The sequence below is a fragment of the Bradyrhizobium sp. Bra64 genome (assembly GCF_024519875.1).
Lineage (GTDB): Bacteria > Pseudomonadota > Alphaproteobacteria > Rhizobiales > Xanthobacteraceae > Bradyrhizobium > Bradyrhizobium japonicum_G.
In genome coordinates this window covers 1,371,959-1,391,355 of record NZ_JALJRD010000001.1, presented here as the reverse complement: position 1 = coordinate 1,391,355, position 19,397 = coordinate 1,371,959, and the positions used below count along the sequence as shown (strand labels likewise).

Annotated in this window: 19 protein-coding genes; 3 read left to right on the top strand and 16 right to left on the bottom strand. The window is 64.7% G+C overall.

The features are described from left to right. Positions 1-19: 19 nt before the first annotated feature. The 8 genes from NR187_RS06670 to NR187_RS06635 form a co-directional block, all read right to left on the bottom strand. On the bottom strand, positions 20-724 hold the full coding sequence (locus tag NR187_RS06670) for an NUDIX hydrolase (RefSeq protein ID WP_211384619.1): 705 nt from the start codon (positions 722-724) through the stop codon (positions 20-22). A 30-nt stretch (positions 725-754) separates the two neighbouring features. Then, complete coding sequence (locus NR187_RS06665) at positions 755-1,780, bottom strand: ABC transporter substrate-binding protein (RefSeq protein ID WP_256806090.1); 1,026 nt, start codon at positions 1,778-1,780, stop codon at positions 755-757. Between the two features lie 104 nt (positions 1,781-1,884). Beyond that, the gene (locus tag NR187_RS06660; RefSeq protein WP_256806089.1) at positions 1,885-2,658 is read right to left on the bottom strand and encodes an anti-sigma factor; all 774 of its coding nucleotides are present in this window, start codon (positions 2,656-2,658) and stop codon (positions 1,885-1,887) included. Next, positions 2,655-3,173 carry a sigma-70 family RNA polymerase sigma factor gene (locus NR187_RS06655; RefSeq protein WP_256806213.1) on the bottom strand — a complete coding sequence of 173 codons (519 nt, stop codon included), beginning with the start codon at positions 3,171-3,173 and terminating at the stop codon, positions 2,655-2,657. Before NR187_RS06655 ends, NR187_RS06660 begins: the two co-directional genes overlap by 4 nt. Before the next feature lie 40 nt (positions 3,174-3,213). Further along, positions 3,214-4,683, bottom strand: a complete 1,470-nt coding sequence (locus NR187_RS06650) for a YncE family protein (protein ID WP_256806088.1) — start codon at positions 4,681-4,683, stop codon at positions 3,214-3,216. 8 nt (positions 4,684-4,691) lie between these two features. Next, positions 4,692-5,228 (bottom strand): DUF305 domain-containing protein, encoded by a 537-nt coding sequence (locus NR187_RS06645; protein ID WP_256806087.1) that lies wholly within the window; start codon positions 5,226-5,228, stop codon positions 4,692-4,694. A gap of 100 nt (positions 5,229-5,328) precedes the next feature. Then, on the bottom strand, positions 5,329-6,114 hold the full coding sequence (locus tag NR187_RS06640; protein ID WP_211384613.1) for an ABC transporter permease: 786 nt from the start codon (positions 6,112-6,114) through the stop codon (positions 5,329-5,331). After that, on the bottom strand, positions 6,114-6,932 hold the full coding sequence (locus NR187_RS06635; protein WP_256806086.1) for an ABC transporter ATP-binding protein: 819 nt from the start codon (positions 6,930-6,932) through the stop codon (positions 6,114-6,116). Before NR187_RS06635 ends, NR187_RS06640 begins: the two co-directional genes overlap by 1 nt. Positions 6,933-7,066: 134 nt before the next feature. Between NR187_RS06635 and NR187_RS06630 the strand changes: the two genes are divergently transcribed. Further along, entirely contained in the window at positions 7,067-7,849 is a 783-nt protein-coding gene (locus NR187_RS06630) for an ABC transporter ATP-binding protein (protein ID WP_256806085.1), read from the top strand. Further along, a complete protein-coding gene (locus NR187_RS06625; protein ID WP_256806084.1) occupies positions 7,846-9,405 on the top strand; it encodes a glycine betaine ABC transporter substrate-binding protein in 1,560 nt (519 codons plus the stop codon). Before NR187_RS06630 ends, NR187_RS06625 begins: the two co-directional genes overlap by 4 nt. A gap of 92 nt (positions 9,406-9,497) precedes the next feature. Here NR187_RS06625 and NR187_RS06620 read toward each other — a convergent pair whose 3' ends face one another. From NR187_RS06620 to NR187_RS06600, 5 genes are all read right to left on the bottom strand, one after another. Continuing rightward, complete coding sequence (locus tag NR187_RS06620) at positions 9,498-10,460, bottom strand: ABC transporter permease (RefSeq protein ID WP_211384609.1); 963 nt, start codon at positions 10,458-10,460, stop codon at positions 9,498-9,500. After that, on the bottom strand, positions 10,450-11,436 hold the full coding sequence (locus tag NR187_RS06615) for an ABC transporter ATP-binding protein (RefSeq protein ID WP_256806083.1): 987 nt from the start codon (positions 11,434-11,436) through the stop codon (positions 10,450-10,452). Before NR187_RS06615 ends, NR187_RS06620 begins: the two co-directional genes overlap by 11 nt. Next, positions 11,433-12,599, bottom strand: coding sequence for an NEW3 domain-containing protein (locus NR187_RS06610; protein ID WP_211384607.1), 1,167 nt, complete (start codon positions 12,597-12,599; stop codon positions 11,433-11,435). Before NR187_RS06610 ends, NR187_RS06615 begins: the two co-directional genes overlap by 4 nt. 332 nt (positions 12,600-12,931) lie before the next feature. Further along, on the bottom strand, positions 12,932-14,644 hold the full coding sequence (locus tag NR187_RS06605; RefSeq protein ID WP_211384606.1) for an LTA synthase family protein: 1,713 nt from the start codon (positions 14,642-14,644) through the stop codon (positions 12,932-12,934). 304 nt (positions 14,645-14,948) lie between these two features. After that, positions 14,949-15,617 (bottom strand): TetR/AcrR family transcriptional regulator, encoded by a 669-nt coding sequence (locus NR187_RS06600; protein WP_249129135.1) that lies wholly within the window; start codon positions 15,615-15,617, stop codon positions 14,949-14,951. A gap of 106 nt (positions 15,618-15,723) precedes the next feature. On the opposite strand from NR187_RS06600, the gene NR187_RS06595 reads away from it, so the two are divergent. Further along, positions 15,724-16,344: a hypothetical protein gene (locus tag NR187_RS06595; RefSeq protein ID WP_211384604.1), complete on the top strand. Its 621-nt coding sequence runs from the start codon at positions 15,724-15,726 to the stop codon at positions 16,342-16,344. Positions 16,345-16,721: 377 nt separating this feature from the next. On the opposite strand, the gene ilvC is transcribed toward NR187_RS06595, so the two are convergent. From ilvC to NR187_RS06580, 3 genes are all read right to left on the bottom strand, one after another. Then, positions 16,722-17,741: a ketol-acid reductoisomerase gene (ilvC, locus tag NR187_RS06590; RefSeq protein WP_007600992.1), complete on the bottom strand. Its 1,020-nt coding sequence runs from the start codon at positions 17,739-17,741 to the stop codon at positions 16,722-16,724. Positions 17,742-17,873: 132 nt separating this feature from the next. Further along, positions 17,874-18,476, bottom strand: coding sequence for a LysE family translocator (locus NR187_RS06585; protein WP_211384603.1), 603 nt, complete (start codon positions 18,474-18,476; stop codon positions 17,874-17,876). Positions 18,477-18,483: 7 nt separating this feature from the next. Then, positions 18,484-19,374, bottom strand: a complete 891-nt coding sequence (locus NR187_RS06580) for an EamA family transporter (protein WP_256806081.1) — start codon at positions 19,372-19,374, stop codon at positions 18,484-18,486. Positions 19,375-19,397: the final 23 nt, after the last annotated feature.

Sequence of the window (19,397 nt, the reverse complement as noted above, 5' to 3'; positions counted from 1 at the left end):
CGATGTCAAGTCTCGCGCATCAGCGCGAAGCAAACTGCTGCTCGACGAAGGCCGTGACAAATCGCGGCATGGACGGCGTGAGATCGCTCATCCCGCGCACGAGATGAATGGCCGACAGCTCCGGCTCGGCCTCACGCGCGAGATTGGCTTCAATTTGCGCACGCGCTACATCGCTCGGCATATCCAGGTTGAGAACCTGAATCATTGCAATCGCTCGGCCACTGACGACGCAATGCCAATCCGGCTCGGCCTGGTAGTCGGCCGCCGTCAGGCCGGTCTCCTCGCCGAGTTCGCGGACGACGCTGCCGGGGATGTCGAGCGCTCCGTCCCTGACGTCGTCGAGATCGGGCGTCCCCGAGGGAAAATAGATGCGGCCCGCATTGGCGGTGTGGGGCGCCATCTCGCCCATGACAAAGGCGCCGTCGGAAGTCCGCAATGCCCCCATGCCAAAACCGTTGAACACGGCGGTGTCAGGGAAGCCCCAGTCGCGCCAGGCGAGGAAGCTGGCAAAATCGGTCTCGAAATAGGTCGCGGCGAGATGGCCGTCCGTGAAGACGGCGTCGCGCCCGAGCAGGACGCGTCCGTTCCAGAGTTTCGGCCGCTCGCGCTGATTCTCGGCAAAGTGCGCCGCGATCTCGGCGCGCCGCTCCTCGGCGAACGGCCAGATCATCGGCCGCACGGCGAGATCAAGCGTCGTGACGCGATGAATGACCGGGGATGTCATGACGGGCCGGTTACCACGTCTTCGCGTCAGCTATTTGGCGCTCCCCGTGGTCTTCTTCGCTTGTTCGACGTACTTGTTGGTGAAGGTCTTGCTGACATCGATCTTGGCGTTGGCCACCTCGGGAGAACCGACGCTGAACACCGCGAGCACGGCGTCGGCGCCCTTCGGGTCCATCTTGCCGGTTTCGGAGAACATCGGGATCGTGTTCTTCAGCGCCGCGAGATAGAGGTCCTTGTTCTTGCCGACCGTCTCCTCCGGCATCTTCGCCATGATCTCCTCGGGCGAATGCGAGTGAATCCAGGCGAGCGTTGCGAGGATCGCGTTGGTGAGCGCCTGCGTCTCCTTCTCATGGCCGGCGACCCATGCAGCCGTCGAATACAGCGCGCCGCCGGGATATTCCCCGCCGAACGTCTCGAGCGTATCCTTCTGGGTACGGGTATCGCTGAGGATGCGCAGATCCTTGTGGCTGCCCTGGAGCACGGTCACGGACGGATCGAGCATCACCGCCGCGTCGATCTGCCCTTGCTCCATTGCGGCAACAGCGGTGGCGCCGAGGCCGACGCCGATCACGGCGGTGCCGGCCGGATCGAGGCCGTTCTTCTTGAGCATATACTTCAGGAAGAAGTCGGTGGAGGAACCCGGTGCGCTGACGCCGACCTTCTTGCCGGCGAGATCCTTGACCGACTTGATTTCGTTGGTGTGCGACGGCGAGACCACCAGCACGAGGCCGGGATAGCGGTCATAGACCACGAAAGCCTGAAGCTCCTGCTTCTTGGCCGCCAGGTTGACGCAATGGTCGAAATAGCCGGAGACCACGTCGGCGCTGCCGCCGAGCACGGCCTTGAGCGCGTCCGAGCCGCCCTTGAGGTCCACGAGCTCGACATTGAGGCCGGCCTTGTCGTATTCGCCGAGCTGCTTGGCCAGCACCGTCGGCAGATAGCACAGGCAGGAGCCGCCGCCGACCGCGATGGTTACCTTGCTTTGCGCCGCGGCAAGACCGGTGGTGAGCATCAGCGCGAGCAACGCGCCGGCGAGCCTGGCAATCGTGTTCTTCATTGGTTTCCTCCGTTCGGCTGGCGGCACCATAGAGCAGCGCCAGCCGCTTGAGAAGCGCCGAGCAAGGCTCTGGCCTTCAGCCTTTCGGCGCGACGGGCGGAGAGCTAAATCGGGCGCGCCTGCTTCCGGATCTCATTCGCGATCGGCTTGAGGGCCTCCCCCGGAAGCTGCCCGACGAGCGTGTAACCCATGCCGCCGTCCGCCCACACGAAACCCGCGACATCGCCGGTCGATTGCGGCATCATCGGCGTGTCCAGATTGCGGTTGCTCATCGGGCGCGTCAACACAACGAGACGGTCGCCGTGATCATCATCATACATGAACATCGCGGCCGGGCCGTGGGACGTCGCAACCAGGCGCCCACCCATCAGCCTGTAGCCTGAGACAGAGAGGTCCGGCACCTTCACCGGCTGCTTCAACCGGTTCGAGACCCATTGCGTGAGTTCCGCACTTTCGGACGCCCTTATCTCGACCGGCCGCACGCGATCCGGTGCGTAGACGCCATAGGAGTAGGCGGCCTCTTGTGCCAGCGCAGACAGTCCGTTTGAGCCCTCCTGCAACACGCTGCGCATGGTCCACCCGCCGAGACCACCGATGCCCAGGAGCAACATCGCAGCGACGGCCCACCACGCCCGCTGAGGACGCAGCTTCCGGCGCTCGATGATGCGCGACAGGTTCAGCTCGGCCGGCAACGGCTCGTCGGCGATCGCCGCAAGCGCACCGCGCAAATGCTCACGCTGGGTCGCGAAGGCCGCAACGCGCGCGGCGACATCCGGATGATCGTCCAGATAGGAGGCGACCTCCGCGCGACGCTCGGGCTCGAGCGCCTGGTCCACATAGGCGTGGAGATCATCCTCGGTGATCGGCCGCTGGTTCATTTCACGCTCCGCAAAGCCACGACATTTCCAGCCGCAACGCCATCCATCTCCTGCTGCAGCCTTTCCCGCGCACGCGACAGGCGCGACATCACGGTCCCGATCGGGATGTTCAGCACCACCGCGGCATCCGCATAGGAGAGATCCTCGACTGCGACCAGCAACAACACAGCCCGCTGCTCCTCCGGGAGTTTCGCAAGCTTGCCCAGCACGTCCTGATAGATCAGCCTGTGCTCCTGTTCCGCCGCGCTGACAAGGTCCCGCTCGCCTGCATCGTCGATCGGCATATGCCTGCCCCGCGCTGTCGCCTGGCGAAACTGAGTGACCGCCAGGTTGTGAAGGATGGTGAACAGCCAGGCGCGCACGCTGCCGTCGCGCCGCTGGTGCCAGCGGCTGACGGCACGCTCCAGGCAATCCTGAACCAGATCGTCGGCCGCCGCGCGTTCGCGCATGAGCGCGCGCGCATAGCGGCGGAGCGCGGGGATCAGCGGCTCGACCTGAACCAGCATATCCTTCATGAAGCGCTCCGCCACCTCTCCATCGCCGCTCGAACCGGCGTCATTGCGCCTCGATCTGGACCGCCGCGCCCGGCATGGCTGCGTCGCCGGACGCTATCACCAAATAGCGCTTTGCGGCCGCGGCAGACTGGTCGACGATCTGCCGGATCGGACCGGCCGCGTTGACGATAGCGGATCCGGCCGGATTGGTCATGAAGGCTGCCAGCGGCTGCAATGGGCCGCCCCCGTCACTGCGTTCCGCAAGTGCCAACACATATTTCTGCTTGGGCTGAAGTCCCGTCACCGAAGCCTGCAAGATCTGGATCAGACCCTGATCGAACAGTGAGACGCTGGTCGGCGCCTTTCCGTCCTTTGCAGCGTCCTTCGATGCGAGCGTGAGATGAGCGACCTGACCAGCGATGCCGAGTGCCTGCAAATTCTGACGGTCATCCGGGTCGGGCGCGGCATTTGGAACATAGGCGATCGCCTGTGGCGCCTGGCCGATCGGCACGTTTCCGACCACTTTGTTGGTCGCGGTGTCGATCACCGCAAGCGCGTCGGCGTTCTCCAAGCCCACATAGATGCGTGTGCCGTCGCCGGACGGCCAGACGCCGTGCGGCAGACTGCCCACCGAAATCGTCGCGGCTTGCGAGAAGTCGTCGGTGCGGAACACCTTCACTTGGTTCAGGCCACCGATGGTGACATAAGCGAATGTGCCCTTGGCGGTGTGCGCGAAGTTGACGTGATTGGTGATCGGCCCGGTGTCGATCGTCCTGATTGCGTTGAACGGCGGCCTGGCGTTGAACACCTGGGTCCGACCGACGTCCTTCAGCGTGAACCACACCTGTTTTCCGTCCGGCGTCGCCGCGATGTTCGGGCAGAACGGGCTCTCCTGTTTCACCGTGGCGATGATCTTGTGCTCGGCCACCGAGACCACGTCGGTCTCGGGATTGAAGGACGAGCAGATGTAGCCGTATTTGCCGTCGGGTGAGAAAATCTGCATGCCCGGCCCGTTCGGCGTCGTGATGCGGGTTTTCTCCCTGAAGCTCGTCGGGTCGATGATAGAGATGTAGTTTTCGCCGCGGACGGTAACCCAGACCTCCTTGCCGTCAGGCGTAAAGAACGCCTCGTGTGGCGACCGCCCGACATAGGTCACGTGCTTGACCGCGTTGGTCGCGGTGTCGATGAAGCTTACCGAATTCGAGCCGATCGACACAACGGCCAGCGTCTTGTGATCGGGCGAGAAACCCATGCCGTGCACGAGCACCTGGCCCTTGTAGAGCGGGCTGAAATTGCCGGGCTGCGGGTCACCGAGCCGGATCACACCAAGCAGCTTGTTGTCGACCGGGTCGGTGACCGAAACCGTATTCGAGAACTGCTCCGCCGCGTAGACGCGGTCGTGATGACTGATCGGAATGTCGGGGGCGGACAGCGCGCCCGGCGCCTGTCCAGCCCATGCGACGGGACCGGTAGCGAGCATGGTGGCCGCCAGAAGAATGCTCTTCATCATATTGATTCGTGACGTGGTCATCTGGGCTCCTACTTCTTCATTCCAGTGGACATGTCCATCTGCATTCCCTGGTGATGATGAACGGTTGCGATGGGAACGGATTGCGGCTGGGTCGGAGCAGGGGTGGCGTCGGTCGCCGGCTCGCCGATGGCGAGCTTCATGGCGGCGATCTCCTGCATCTGATCGACGATGATTTCCTGGGCGATGCGCCGAAGCTGCTCGTTCTTGCCGTACCGCAGCTCGATCACCGCCATGTCGATGGCACCCTGATGATGCGGGCTCATCATCGCGACGAAATCGCGATCGATGTCGCCGGTCGGTTTGGCCGCCATGTCGTTCATCATCCTGGTCATGGCGGAATCGTTCTCCTGCAGGAAGGCGCTCTCCTCCGTGCTCAGCGCAGCAGGCTGGCTCGGATGGGACTCGTGCGCGAAGACGATTGGAGGGAGCGCGAACGCAACGAGAATGCGCGCGGCAAGGAGTGCTGTGCCGAGGCCAGGCGGCCGCGGCCATCGGCATCTGCCTGAGAGCGCCGTTACCGCGCGCCGAAACTGTGAGGGGGGCATCCTGAACTCCCATGCAGGTGGTTGCATGGGGGTTTGACGCGTGAGCGCGCGTTCTATTCCAGCCGGTCAATCACATAAATGTCAGCCGGCGCGGGCCGGCTTAGCCGCGCCCGTCCACGGTCGGCCGCCAGACCAACAGTCTCCGTTCCACCAGCGTCACCCCGAAGTCGATCAGGATGACGAAGGCCGACAGCACGAACATGCCGGCGAATACGCCGGCGACGTCGAATATGCCTTCGGCCTGCTGGATGAGATAGCCGAGTCCTGCCGCCGATCCCAGATACTCGCCGACGACCGCGCCGACCACGGCGAAACCGACCGAGGTGTGCAGCGAGGAGAACATCCAGGACAGGGCCGAGGGCCAATAGACGTGGCGCATCAACTGCCGCTCGCTCATGCCGAGCATGCGACCGTTGTCGAGCACGGTGCGACTGACTTCCTTGACACCCTGATAGACGTTGAAGAACACGATGAAGAACACCAGCGTCACGCCGAGCGCGACCTTCGACCAGATACCGAGGCCGAGCCACAGCGCAAAAATCGGCGCCAGCACCACGCGCGGCAGCGCGTTGACCATCTTGACGTAGGGGTCGAACACCGCGGCGACCAGCGGCTGGCGCGCGAACCAGAAGCCGATCAGCACACCGCCGAGCGATCCGATCACGAAGGCCAGGATCGATTCCGTCAGCGTGATGCCGAGATGCTTCCAGATCACACCGGACGAGAACCACTTGACGATCTGCGCGAATACGTCGACCGGGTTGGAGAAGAAGAACGGCGGCAGGAGGATCTTACCGAACACGGGGACGGTCGACAGCAATTGCCACAGCGCGATGCCGACGATGGCGACCAGGATTTGCAGCCCAAGCAGCGTGACCCGCGACATCAGACTGCCTCCGTCGCGTGGGTGGACTGCGCATAGCCCTTCATGACCTCGTCCTTGAGCACTCCCCAGATCTCGCGATGAAGCGCATGGAACTCCTTGTCTAGCCGCACTTCAAAAATGTCGCGCGGTCGCGGCAAGCTCACGCGCCAGTCGCCGATGATGCGCGAGGACGGCCCCGCCGACATGATCACGACGCGATCGGCGAGCGCGATCGCCTCCTCGAGGTCATGGGTCACGAACAGCACGGCCTTGCGGTCGGCATTCCAGAGGTCGAGCAGAAGGTTACCCATGACCTGCCTCGTCTGCGCATCGAGCGGCCCGAACGGCTCGTCCATCAGCAGGATCTTTGGATCGCGGATCAGCACCTGCGCCAGCGCCACACGCTTGCGCTGGCCGCCCGACAGCATGTGCGGATAGCGGCCCGCGAAGGCCCCGAGGCCTACCGACGTCAGCCATTTCTGCGCCCGCGGCAGCGCCTCGCTGCGCGGTGTGCCCTTGATCTCGAGCCCGATCGCGACATTGTCGATCGCGGTCTTCCAGGGGAACAGAGCGTCGGCCTGGAACAGATAGCCGGCATCCCGGTTCAGCCCGGCGAGCGGCCGGCCGAATATCTCGACGCCGCCGGCGGCCGGCTTGAGCAGCCCGGCCGCAACGTTGAGCAGCGTCGACTTCCCGCAACCGGTCGGGCCGACGATGGCGACGAACTCGCCCTGCCCGACTGTCAGATTCGCCTGCTCCACCGCCGTATAGACCCGGTCGTCCCCCAGCCGGAACGCGACCTTGGCATTTTCCAGCGCCACTGCCGTGGGCATTGTCATGGGTTCCCTCCGAATTTGGCCCGATGCCTTAGCCCCTCGCGCGGCCAAGTTCAATCAACCGGCCAAGCGTGGTACGCATGGGCCTTGTCATCCCCTCCCTCCATTGGGCGGGTCAGCGCAGTGAGCCCCGCCCGATGCCGTCCAGGCCGATGATTGGCTATGCCCACGTCACCAAGAGCTTCGGCGCGCTCAACGCCGTGGACGATTTGTCGCTCGACATCGCCGAAGGCGAGTTTGTGGCCATCGTCGGCGGCTCGGGTTCGGGAAAGACGACGTTGCTGCGGCTCGCCAATCGGCTGATCGAGGCGGATGGCGGCACCATCACTGTGGAGGGCGAGGACGTCCAAAATGTCGATCCGGTCGCACTGCGCCGGCGGATCGGCTACGTCTTCCAGAGCGGCGGATTGTTTCCGCACCTGAGCGTGGCCGACAATATCGGGATCACGCCGAGGCTGCTGGGCGTGCCGCCGTCGGACATCGGCGCTCGCGTCGACGAACTGCTCGAACTCGTGCAGCTCGACCGTGCCGCGCATCGCGACCGTCTGCCGGAGGCACTCTCGGGCGGTCAGCGCCAGCGCGTCGGCGTGGCGCGGGCGCTCGCGGCAAAGCCCCGCATCGTGCTGATGGACGAGCCGTTCGGCGCGCTCGATCCCCTCACCCGCGATGCGCTCGGCGACGACTATCGTTCGCTTCACCGCAGCCTTGGCCTGACCACCGTGATGATCACGCACGACATGACGGAAGCGATCCTGCTCGCCGACCGTATCGCGGTGATGCGCAGCGGAAAGCTGCTCGCGCAGGGCACGCCGGCGGAACTCTCGAGAAGCAGCGACGCCTATGTGCTGGAGTTGTTGCGCACGCCACGACGACAGGTCGAGCGGCTGAACGCGCTGCTACCGCACGGCGGTGCGGCATGAGCCTGTCGTCCGATCCGCGCTGGGGCGAGGCGCTGGCGCATCTGCCCGACTATCTCGGCAATCATGTGCGGGTGAGTCTCGCCGCGCTCGCGCTTGGCCTTGCCGCCAGCCTGCCGCTGGCGATCGTGACGCGCAACCGCCCGGCACCGCGCGGCGTCCTGCTCGCGCTCGCCAGCATCGTGCAGACAGTCCCGGGTCTGGCGCTGCTTGCGCTGTTCTATCCGCTGTTGCTTGCGGCGGCCTCCGTGACGCTGGCCTGGTTCGGCATTTCCTTCTCCGCCTTCGGCTTCCTGCCGGCGATGCTGGCGCTGGCGCTCTATTCGATGCTCCCGGTGCTGCGCAACGGCATCACCGGCCTCAACGGCATCGATCCCGCGCTGATCGAGGCCGCGAAGGGCGTCGGCATGACGGCCCGGCAGTCGCTCGTCATGGTCGAGCTGCCGCTGGCGCTGCCGGTGATGATGGCCGGCATCCGCACCGCCGCGGTGTGGGTGATCGGCACCGCGACGCTGTCGACCCCGATCGGGCAGACCAGCCTCGGCAATTACATCTTTGCCGGGCTTCAGACCCAGAACTGGGTGTTCGTGCTGTTCGGCTGCTTTGCGTCGGCGCTGCTCGCGCTCGCGGTCGATCAACTGCTCGGCCTGATCGAGAGCGGCCTGCGCCGCCGCAGCCGCGTGCGTATGGCGCTTGGCGCGGGCGGGATCGCGGCGCTGGTCGCTGCAACGCTGGTGCCGACGATGGGACGCTCCGCGCAAGGCTATGTCGTCGGCGCCAAGACTTTTGCCGAACAATATGTGCTCTCGGCCCTGCTCAGGGAGCGTCTCCAGGCCGCCGGCCTCTCGGCCACCGCACGATCGGGCCTCGGCTCCAGCGTGATCTTCGCGGCGTTGAAGGCCGGCGACATCGATCTCTACGTCGATTATTCCGGCACGCTCTGGGCCAACCAGCTGCATCGCACGGACATCAAGCCGCGCGCCGAGTTGCTCGCGGAGCTGAAGACAACACTTGCGAAGGAGAACATCACCCTGCTCGGCGAGCTCGGCTTCGAGAATGCCTATGCGCTGGTGATCCCGAAAAAGCGCGCCGAGGCGCTTGGCATCCGCACCATCGCCGATCTCGCCGCGCATGCGCCGACGCTGTCGATCGCCGGCGACTATGAGTTCTTCTCGCGGCCCGAATGGGCCGCACTGCAAAAGGCCTATGGGCTCCAGTTCCGCGCCCAGCGCCAGATGCAGCCGGATTTCATGTATGCGGCCGTCGCCAGCGGCGAGGTCGACGTGATCGCCGGCTACACCAGCGACGGGTTGATCGCGAAATACGATCTCGTTGCGCTCGACGATCCCAGGCAGGCGATTCCGCCCTACGATGCGATCCTGCTGCTCGCCCCGAAGCGCGCCGGCGACGAGCGGCTGCAGGCTGCGCTCAGACCGCTGCTCGACAAGATCGACATCACAACCATGCGCGAAGCCAATTTGCGCGCCAGCGGCAATGACGCGAACTCGTCGCCTGATGCGGTGGCGCGGTGGCTGTGGGAGAAGACCGGGCGACGGTGAAACAGAGAGTCGAGGGGGTAGCCGGGACGGGGGACTCCGGCTACCCCCTCTTCGCCCATCTCTGGAGGAAGAGAGGGCAAAGCGCAATCAGTTCACGCCCTCACCTCCTGCCGCTGGAACAGCACGTAGCCGGACGCGAACAGCACGATGGTGCCCGCGACGAGGCCTACGGTCTGCGGCCAGGCAATCATGACGCTTTCGCCGAACGGGAGCGGCGCGCCCATGACGGCACCGTGGAGCTGATCGAGGAAGACCGGGCCGAGCGTGCGCGTGCTCGGCGACAGCACGGCAAGCATGGCCTCCCCGAACAGGTCGTTTGGCGACAGCCGCAGCAGTTCCTGGGTCCAGATCGCGGTTGCCGGGTCGTTCAGGCCGAGCAGCGCGTAGCGCGGATCGGACGGCGCGACCGCCTGCGCGATCGCGGGGGCCAGCATCGGCCACAGCACGGACAGGAACAGCCAGACGCCGAGCGAGACCAGCGCGGCGGTCGCGGGCGAGCGGAATACGATCGAGAGCAGCATCGCAAGCGACAGCCAGACCCCGGCATAGAAGATCGCCACCACCAGAAAAACGAGCGAGCGCGCGATCTCCTCGCCGCCGGGCGGCACCCCGAGGAAAATCAGGCCAAGGCCGATCACCAAAAGCCACAATGCGGCGAGACTGATGCCGATGGTCGCGAGGGCTGCGAGAAATTTCCCCATCAGCAACGCATCCCGGTAGATCGGCTGCGCCAGGATACGGGACAGCGTCCGCCGGTTGTGTTCGCTGTTGACGGCATCGAAGCCCAATCCGATCGCCATCAGGGGGATGAGAAATCCGAGGATCGCGACGAAGGACGGCAGCGGCGCCTGGTCGATGGTGAACAGCCGCAGCAGCAGGAACGGATCTTCGGCCGTGTTCTGCCGCAGGCTGTTGATCGCCTCGTAGAGCGCGGCGAGCGCCGTGAAGACGATCAGCAGTTCCAGCATCAGCATTCGGACGCTGGAGATGTGGTCCGCGAGTTCCTTGACGAAGACCGTGGACAGTCCCTGGAATGGTGAACCCTCACGCCGCATGACGAACGTCTCCGGTGGGCTGGACCTGGAAATAGCGCGCGTAGATCGCCTCCAGGCTCGGCTCGTCGACCGACAAGCGCCGCAGCGATCCATCGACCGCGACGACGGCGCGCGCCGCGTCCGGCCGCACGTCCCGCTCCGCGGTCATGCGGAAGCGATCGGCGGCAAGCGTCTCGACCTGGGTCACGCCGGGGATCATCGCGAGCCGCCGGGCGATGCCAAGCCCCTCGGCCTCGACTTCCACGACGAAGCCGGCGCCGAGCACCTTGACCGCCAGTTCCGGCACAGCGCCCATCAGCACGATGCGGCCGGCCTGGAACAGCGCGACGCGATCGCAGATGCGCTGAACCTGGTCGAGCATGTGGGAGGACAACAGCACCGTGATGCCCTCGGATTTCAACTCCCCGATCAATCCGAGGAATTCCTGCGTCGCCTGCGGATCGAGTCCGGAAGTCGGCTCGTCGAGGATCGCTATCTCGGCACGCTTGACGATGATCTCGGCAAGGCCCAGCCGCTGGCGCATGCCGCGCGAGAATGTCGCGACGCGGCGTGACGCGACGTCCGCCAATCCTACCCGCACCAACGCCGCTTCGATCCGCCGCACGCGCTCGGCGCGCGGCAGTCCCATCAGCTTGGCGGTGTAGGCGAGGTTTTCCGTGGCCGTAAGCTGATCGTAGAAGCCGACGGAATCGGGCAGATAGCCGACTCGCCGCTTGACCTTCAACGGCTCGCGCGCAGGGTTGAAGCCGAGCACGCTGACCTCGCCGGACGAGATCTCCGTCAAGCCGAGCATCATCAGGATGGTCGTGGTCTTGCCGGCGCCGTTCGGGCCGAGCAGACCGAACACCTCGCCGCGGGCAATGTCAAAGTCGATGGAGTCGACGACCACGGTCTTGTCGTAGCGCCTTGTCAGCCCGCGCGCGGTGATGACGTGGTCTCGGGCCGTCCGTCGGGCATCGTTCTGTTGATCGCTCATCGCCGTCCAAACCTCGCAACTGCACCCAGCATCAACAGCAGCGCGACGCCGATGACGCCCGCGCCCGCCATGCCCCATACCGTCGAAGTGCCGACGGTGACGCGGAACTGACTGGAGGCGCTTTCGCCGCGCGAGGTGGCGCGGAGCGTGGTCTGGTAGTCGCCGGCCAGCGACTTGTCGCTGGGGGTAAGCAGCGCCTGCACTTCGCTATCCTTGCCTGGCACGAGGCGGTCGATCGTCGCCGGCTCGAATGTTACCTTCCATCCGCTCGGTGCGCTCCCTGCCAGCGCAATGTTCTCGGCCGGCGCCGTACCGGTGTTGGTCACGACGAGCGGGATCGAGCTTTGCTGCCCCGCGACCGCACGTGCGCTCAACAGACCGTCGCGGCCGGAGATCTGGAGCTGCGGCTGGCCGACCACGTCAAGCGCGAGCTCGGTGGACGCCGAGGCGTCCTCCGCCTTCACGGTGACCTTGACCGGGAAGTGACCGGCATCGATCGTGCTGGGCGGACGTACCTTCAGCTTGATGTCCTTGGACTGGCCGGCGTCGATCGGGATCGAGGACAGCTCCTGCGTGCCATAGGCCTCGGTGAACGAGGTCTCGAAATTGGCCGGTGCCTCGGCGCCGAAGCTTGCGACGAGGTTGCGTCCTGAGTCGTTCTTGATCGAGAGCGTATAGTCGAAATTGGACTTCGGGCTGCCGCGCAGCGACGGCAGGCTCGACTTCACGCTGAGTTTTGCGGGCAATTCCTTGGCGAGCGATACCGCGATGGGCAGCTCCGCATTGGTGCCCTGCCCTTCGGCCTTGACCGTGAGCGTGTGCGCGCTGAGATCATTGCCAGCGGGAACGTCGAGCCTGAGCTGCAATGCAACGCTGCCATCGGGTGCCGGCATCGCCGCTCCAACCGGCTGGCCGCCGCCGAGCAGCGTTGCCGTCCAGCCGCTCGGCACGCCCGCGACCGAAAGTTGATAGCGCTCCGGCGACAGCCCGTAATCCTGCAAGCGCAGCGAAACGTTGGCGGTGGTGCCGGGCCGCACCGTGATCGCCGGATAGTCGGTCATCAGGTAGAGCCCCTTGATATCGTGTGGCGGCTCGGCCGCATGAACGACGGGACCAAGCAACGCCAGGGCAATTGCAAGCCGCGCAGCGTGAAGCGCTCGCATGGACAGAACTCCTGCAAGAAAGTTGGATCAGATGGACGTGCCGCCGGAAGACCGAGGTGGCGACGCGCCTCATGATGGAAGCAATCGTGACAATCGTTTGGAAGCGGCGCATCGCGCCAATTACAAGTCGGTGATTGCGGGTGCTTGCGGCTCAGACTTTAGTCCGACCAATCATGAACGACTGGTAATGTCGCCTGCGCTCTTCGGGTGTGAAAGGAGACCGGGCCGCCGATGCGGGCCTGCAAGTTTTCCGAAGCGATCACGCGAATGAAGTTGCCAGCACACTATAGGGCGCCATCGGCGTCGATGATCGGAAAGAGCCGCGAGGGGCGCTACAGCCCCCGGATCATCCCCGCATCGATCAGCAGCCGGTTCAGCCGCCGCGCTTCCGCCCCGTCCTTGCAGCCGTAAAAGATTCCCTTGCAACGGAGCATGATCTGCTTCTGCTCGGCGAAGGACGGATCAAGCGGAATACCGGCGGCTTCCTGGATGACCAGCGGCAGATACGGGCCGTCGATCGTGTCCATCACGGCCTCGCTCTTGACCGGCTCGAAATTGACGGCGTCGATCGCATAATAGGTCGCGTAGAGACGCGGATCGTAGGCGTCGAGCTTCTTGCCGATAGCGCCCTCGTCGAGCCCGGGCTCGAGAATATTCGGCGCAAACTCAGGCTGGTGGTCGCCGTAGCGCACGATCAGGAAGGGCTCGCCGGGAAAACTCTTCTTCAGGCCCGCGACGAACGCTCTGTACTGCTCGGCGCTCATCGCCTGCCGGCGCAGATATTCGTCGATCGACGGGACATTGCCGGGCGCACGCCAGTTCGGCAGCAGATCGGGGCGGAAGCGCGTCTCCCAGGGGAAATGATTGGCGCCGAGATAGATGAAGGTGAACAGCGGCTTGTTCGGCCTCCGCTCGCCCATCAGCCGGAGCGCCTTGTCATAGAAGAAAGAGTCCGGCTCGACATCCTTGGCGCCGAGATCCTTCGAGTCGAGGAAGCGTTCGACGCCGGTCGTCATCTGAAAGCTGCGCGCGCCCATGAAGCCGCCATAGGCGGGATAGAGCGATAGGGTATCGTAGCCGCAGCGGCGCAGCGCCAGCGGCAGGCCGCGCTCGACGCGGTTTGAGGCGATGCGCGTCACGAAATATGCGAAGCGGCCGAACGAGCGCGAGGAAAGGCCCGCGAGCACGTTGTATTCGGTGAACCAGCTCGGCCCGCCATTGCTTTCGGCCAGGAACGTACGCTCCTTGCCGTCCCAGGACTTGAAATGGCTGCCATAGCCCGGCGGCACCTTGATGCCTTGGGCCGCGCGGATGTCGAAGCTCGATTCATCATGGACCATGATGATGTTCGGTCGCCGGCCCGCTGGATGGCAGGCATCGACCAGCGGCATATTGAGCCGCTCGCTGGTCGAAGCGGCCGACTCCATGAAGCCGTATTGCGCAAAGTCGGAGACCGCGCTGACGCCGGAGCGGAAGAATTTCGAGAGATAGCCGTCGTCGTAATAGCCGCGCCAGGCCTCGTCCGGACGATAGAGCGAATAGCCGACCAGCGCGGCAAGACAAGCGAGCTTGCAGGCGAGCGCCGGCAGGCGGCGGATGCGGAACGGGTCGAGCCACCACAGCGCATACATCAGCGGCAGCGTGACGAGGCCGGCCAGGATCACCGACCAGCGCAAATTCGGGAAGATCGTGAACAGGAATGCCACCGTGTCGCGGTCGATCATCATCAGGTCGATGAAGTTGACCGTCATCTGCACGACGTCGTGCTTGAGCCGCGACAGCAGCACCAGCACCACGACCATGGTCAGCGACAGCGCACCCGACAGCGCCGGCCGCCGCAGCAGCGTGATCCAGAAGAAGTTGAGGATGCCCCAGGCCAGCGCGAAGGAGAGGCGCGAGCCGAAATCGGTCTCGGTCTCGTACATCAGCGCGAGCGCCGCCAGATGGGGCGCCGCGACCGCGAGCAGCCGCCACATGCCGAGCGCGGCGACGCTCGCCAGCACGGCGGTCGTGCCAAAGGGACCTGGACTGGGCGCGGACGCCATCGACGACACGCAACTTCTGGTCCGGCGCGATGAATACCCAGCCGTCTGGCCGGCCTGCGGCGTTCGGCGCAGCCGGAGGCCTGCACCGTGTCATAAAACTGTAATTGAACGGTCACGGACAAGCAACGCGCGTCACGGGCCGATCTTCGCTTAATGTTAGTGGACGGCGAACGGCCGCGTGGCCAACTCCATCCCTCACCCTCAGGAGCCTGCGACGCAGGCGTCTCGAAGGGCGAGGCCCGAGTTGGGCCTGCATGGTTCGAGACGGCGCTACGCGCCTCCTCACCATGAGGGTCGGGCAGGATCAGGCGCCGTGCGCCGGCCTGGCGATCCCGGCGATGAACAGGTCGATCACCCCTTCCGCCATCTGGTCGATCTCGCCCTCCTCCACGCCCCACCGCGGAAGGTGGCCGTCGAGGTTCATCCGGGCAAAGCCGTAGACCATGGCGCGGCCGGCGACCTGGATGCTCTTGAGGTCGGCCGATCGCAACAGGCCCTGCTTCGCCGCATCGGCCAGGATCTGCTCGGTCAGAGCGATCAACTCGGCATTGTCGCGCGTCAGCTCCGCCGAGCTGCCATGGGCGAAATAGCGCCCGGTGGAGATGATCTCGAAATGCGCGGGATTGCGCATCGCCCAGCGCAGGTAGGCAAGGCCGAAGGCGCGGAAGCGGCCGAGCGGAGCGGCGGTCGGTGCCTGATCCAGCGCCACCTCGATCTCGGCTCGAAAGCGCCGCTGCGCCTCCTCGGCCGCCGCCGCCATCAAGGCATCGCGGTTCGGAAAGTGCCGGAACGGCGCCCCCGGCGACACCGCGGCCCGTCGTGCGGCCTCGCGCACCGAGACTTCCGCACCCTCCGCAGCCAGTTGCAGCGCAGCATCGATCAGCGCGCGGCGGAGGTCGCCATGGTGATAGGGCCGGGGTTCGGGGAGATTGGTGCGGCGAGCACGCGGCTTGGACGGCGGTCGAGCGGGCATGCCGCGTTCTAGCATCACCCGAACGTGAATGTAAGCAGCGATTACACCATTGACGGTCACCCCCTCCCCAAATGTAATCGATGATTACATAATGGAGGAGACCACCATGACACAACGCCAAAGCTGGTTTGAAGGCTGGCGGCTGCTCGCCGCTTTCTGCTTGAGCCTGATCGTCCTGAGCCTGTGGATCGCCTCGATGCGACAGTTCGAGGTCGAGGGCGTGCGGATGGTGATCCGCTTCACGGCACGAAGCTCGCTGCTGCTGTTCTGCCTCGCCTTCAGTGCCGCGGCACTGGCGCGGCTGTGGCCCAACAGCTGGACGCGCTGGCAGCGACGCAACCGGCGCTATCTGGGCTTGAGCTTCGCCGCCTCCCACGCCATCCACGCAGGCGCGATCGTCGCGTTCGCCGAGATGGATCCGGCCGGCTTTGCCGAGACCACCTCGGCGGCCTCCTACATCTTCGGCGGCATCGGCTATGCCGTCATCATCGCCATGAGCGCGACCTCGTTCGACCGCACCGCCGCGCTGCTCGGGCCGCGCGCTTGGCGCGCGCTGCACCTAGCAGGCGGATACTATCTCTGGGTCCAGTTCATGGTGTCGTTCGGCAAGCGCGTGCCGGCGATGCCGCTCTACGCCGCATTTCTCATTCCGCTCCTCGCGGTGATGGCGTTGCGGCTGATCGCGATGGCCGCGAGCCCCGCCCGGCAGACTGCTGACGCGCAATAATGCTCGCGCAAGACGCCGCAGCTGACCTCGCTTCTTAAGATGAAGTCGCACGCAAGCGGCACGCGGCGAGATTATCGCGCGATGAGAGAGCAGATGAAGAGCCGAGTCTTCGGCTCTGAAGACGCTGGTGTTTTGGCGCTTGGAATCTTACGAGAAGGACCGAGAAACGACGCCAGACCAAGAATGTGATTTAAGCGTCATTTCTTCGCGCTCAGAGGGCGCTTCTACTCGCGAAGAATTTGAATGAAGCAGCAGTGCTTCGCGCGAGATGAAAAGAGCGAGACCGCGGTTTGCGATCTCGCTCAGATATAGTCGCGAAGGTTTAAGAATTGGTTTGGCGAGCGAAGCTTGTGCTCTCGCGTCGCGACGACGACGACTTAGTTCTTGCTCTTGTCGACCAGCGCGCCCTTCTTGATCCAGGGCATCATGTCGCGAAGCTTGGCGCCGACTTCCTCGATCGGATGCTCGGCGAGCTTGGCGCGGGTCGCCTTGAACGAGGTCTGGTTGACCTTGTTCTCGAGCATCCAGTCGCGGGCGAACTTGCCGGACTGGATGTCGTTGAGCACGCGCTTCATCTCCTTCTTGGTCTCGTCGGTGACGATGCGCGGACCGGTAACATACTCGCCGTACTCGGCGGTGTTGGAGATCGAGTAGTTCATGTTGGCGATGCCGCCTTCATAGATCAGGTCGACGATCAGCTTCACTTCGTGCAGGCACTCGAAGTAGGCCATCTCCGGGGCGTAGCCGGCTTCGACCAGGGTCTCGTAGCCGCCCTTGATCAGCTCGACCAGGCCGCCGCAGAGCACGACCTGCTCGCCGAACAGATCGGTCTCGCACTCTTCCTTGAAGGTGGTCTCGATGATGCCGGCCCGGCCGCCGCCGACCGCGGAGGCGTAGGAGAGGCCGAGGTCATGGGCGTTGCCCGAGACGTCCTTGGCGATCGCGATCAGGCAGGGAACGCCGCCGCCGCGCTGGTACTCCGAGCGCACGGTGTGGCCGGGGCCCTTGGGCGCGATCATCAGCACGTCGAGATCGGCGCGCGGGTCGAGCAGATTGAAGTGGACGTTGAGGCCGTGCGCGAAGACGAGGGCGGCGCCCTTCTTCATGTTGTCGTGCAGGTGCTCGCGGTAGATGTCGCCCTGGAGTTCGTCCGGGGTCAGCATCATGACGAGGTCGGCCCATTTGGCAGCTTCGGCGACTTCCATCACCTTGAAGCCGGCGGCTTCCGCCTTCTTGGCCGAGGCCGAACCCTTGCGTAGCGCGATGGCGACGTCCTTGACGCCGGAATCCTTGAGGTTCAGCGCATGGGCGTGGCCCTGGCTGCCGTAGCCGACGATGACGACCTTCTTGCCCTTGATCAGGTTCAGGTCAGCGTCGCGATCGTAATAAACACGCATGGTCGTTTCCTCGTTCAGGGCCAGAATCGGCCGATGGTCAGTGTCCGAAGGGTGAAATTTGCGGATTTCCGGGGCTGTCTAGAGCATTTTGGCCCCTTAAGGAAACCCGTTTCTGCATGGAAATCCGCGACATCATGCATCCATGAAAACGGGGTAGAGGGAGGCCAGCAGCAGGATCGCCATCAGGATATTGAAGGCGCGGACCAGCCGCTCTGACGTCAGAACGGGACGCAGCGCTGTCCCGAAAAGGGCCCAGAGCACCGTCGAGACGGTGCCGACGAGCAGGCTGACCAGGGTCTGGATCGCGATGTTGATCGGAAACCGGGCGATCGCCGCATAGGCGGTAATGGTGCCAATCACGATCACCCAGCCTTTGGCATTGATCCATTGGAACATCGCCGCGCCCCAGAAGGTCATCGGGCCGCGGGCACTCTCCGCGCCCGGCTTGGCCGGGCCGGACATGGCGATCGCGGCGGCAAGATAGATCAGGTAGGCGGCACCGGCATATTTCAGGATGGTCTGGAGGATCGGATAGGCCAGGAACACCGTGCCGAGCCCGAGGCCGACCGCGGCAACCATGAAGGCAAAGCCGAGGACGATGCCAACGATGTGGGGGATGGTACGCCGGAAACCGTAGGTCAGGCCAGAAGCCAGCAGCATGATGTTGTTCGGTCCTGGCGTGAAGTACATCACCACCATGAAGGCGAGGAAGGCATAGAACAGCGATTGGGACATGCTCACCTCACGCCGTCTTCGGTTGCGGTTCTTTGGGTAACGCCGCGGGTCGCTTCGCCAGCACCATCACCGCGATACCGCCGATCACGGTCAGCATGCCGGCGAGGCGCAAGGGTCCGAATCTTTCTCCGAACACGATGCTGGAGGCGGCCGAGCCGACGAACGGCACGAGCAGCGCGAACGGCACCACCTGTGCGGCAGGATAGTCACGCAACAGCCGGCCCCAGAGCCAGTAGGCGATGCTGGTCGAGATGGCCCCGATCACCAGCAGGCAGATGAGGCCGGTGAGCGACATATGGATCAGCGAGCGCCACGTCGGCTCCGGCCCGTTGACGACCAGCGCGAGCAAGAGCAGGGGCACCGCGGTGACAAGGCACAACCAGGCGAACAGGTCGAACATCGGCACGCCGCGCGCGCCTCGCAGCAGGACGTTGCCCACGGCAAAGCTGACCGGCGCGATCATCAGAACCGCAAACGCGCCAACGCTGAAATCATAACCGACGGTACCGCAGATCATCAGGAGGCCGACTGCTGCAATGACGATGCCCAGCGTCTGCGCCGGCGTCGGCCGCTCGCCGAATGCAGCGGCAGCAAAGCCAATCGTGAACAGGGCCTGGCTCTGCACGACAACGCTGGTCAGCCCGACCGGCACGCCATGGGCGATGCCGTAAGCTTGCGAGAGGAACTGCCCGAGGAACAGCGTGAAGCTGATCGCGATCAGCAGCCGCCAGGCGACCTTCGGCCTGGGAATGAACAGGCACGGCACCGCTGCAATGGTGAAGCGCATCGCCGTCATCAGTTCCGGCGAGAACTCGTCGAGAGCGATCCGGCTTGCGACGAACGCAAGCCCCCAGATGACCGCCACCAAGATGGCGATGAGGATGTCGGCCGGCTTCATTGTTGTTTCCGGTTCTGCCCTGT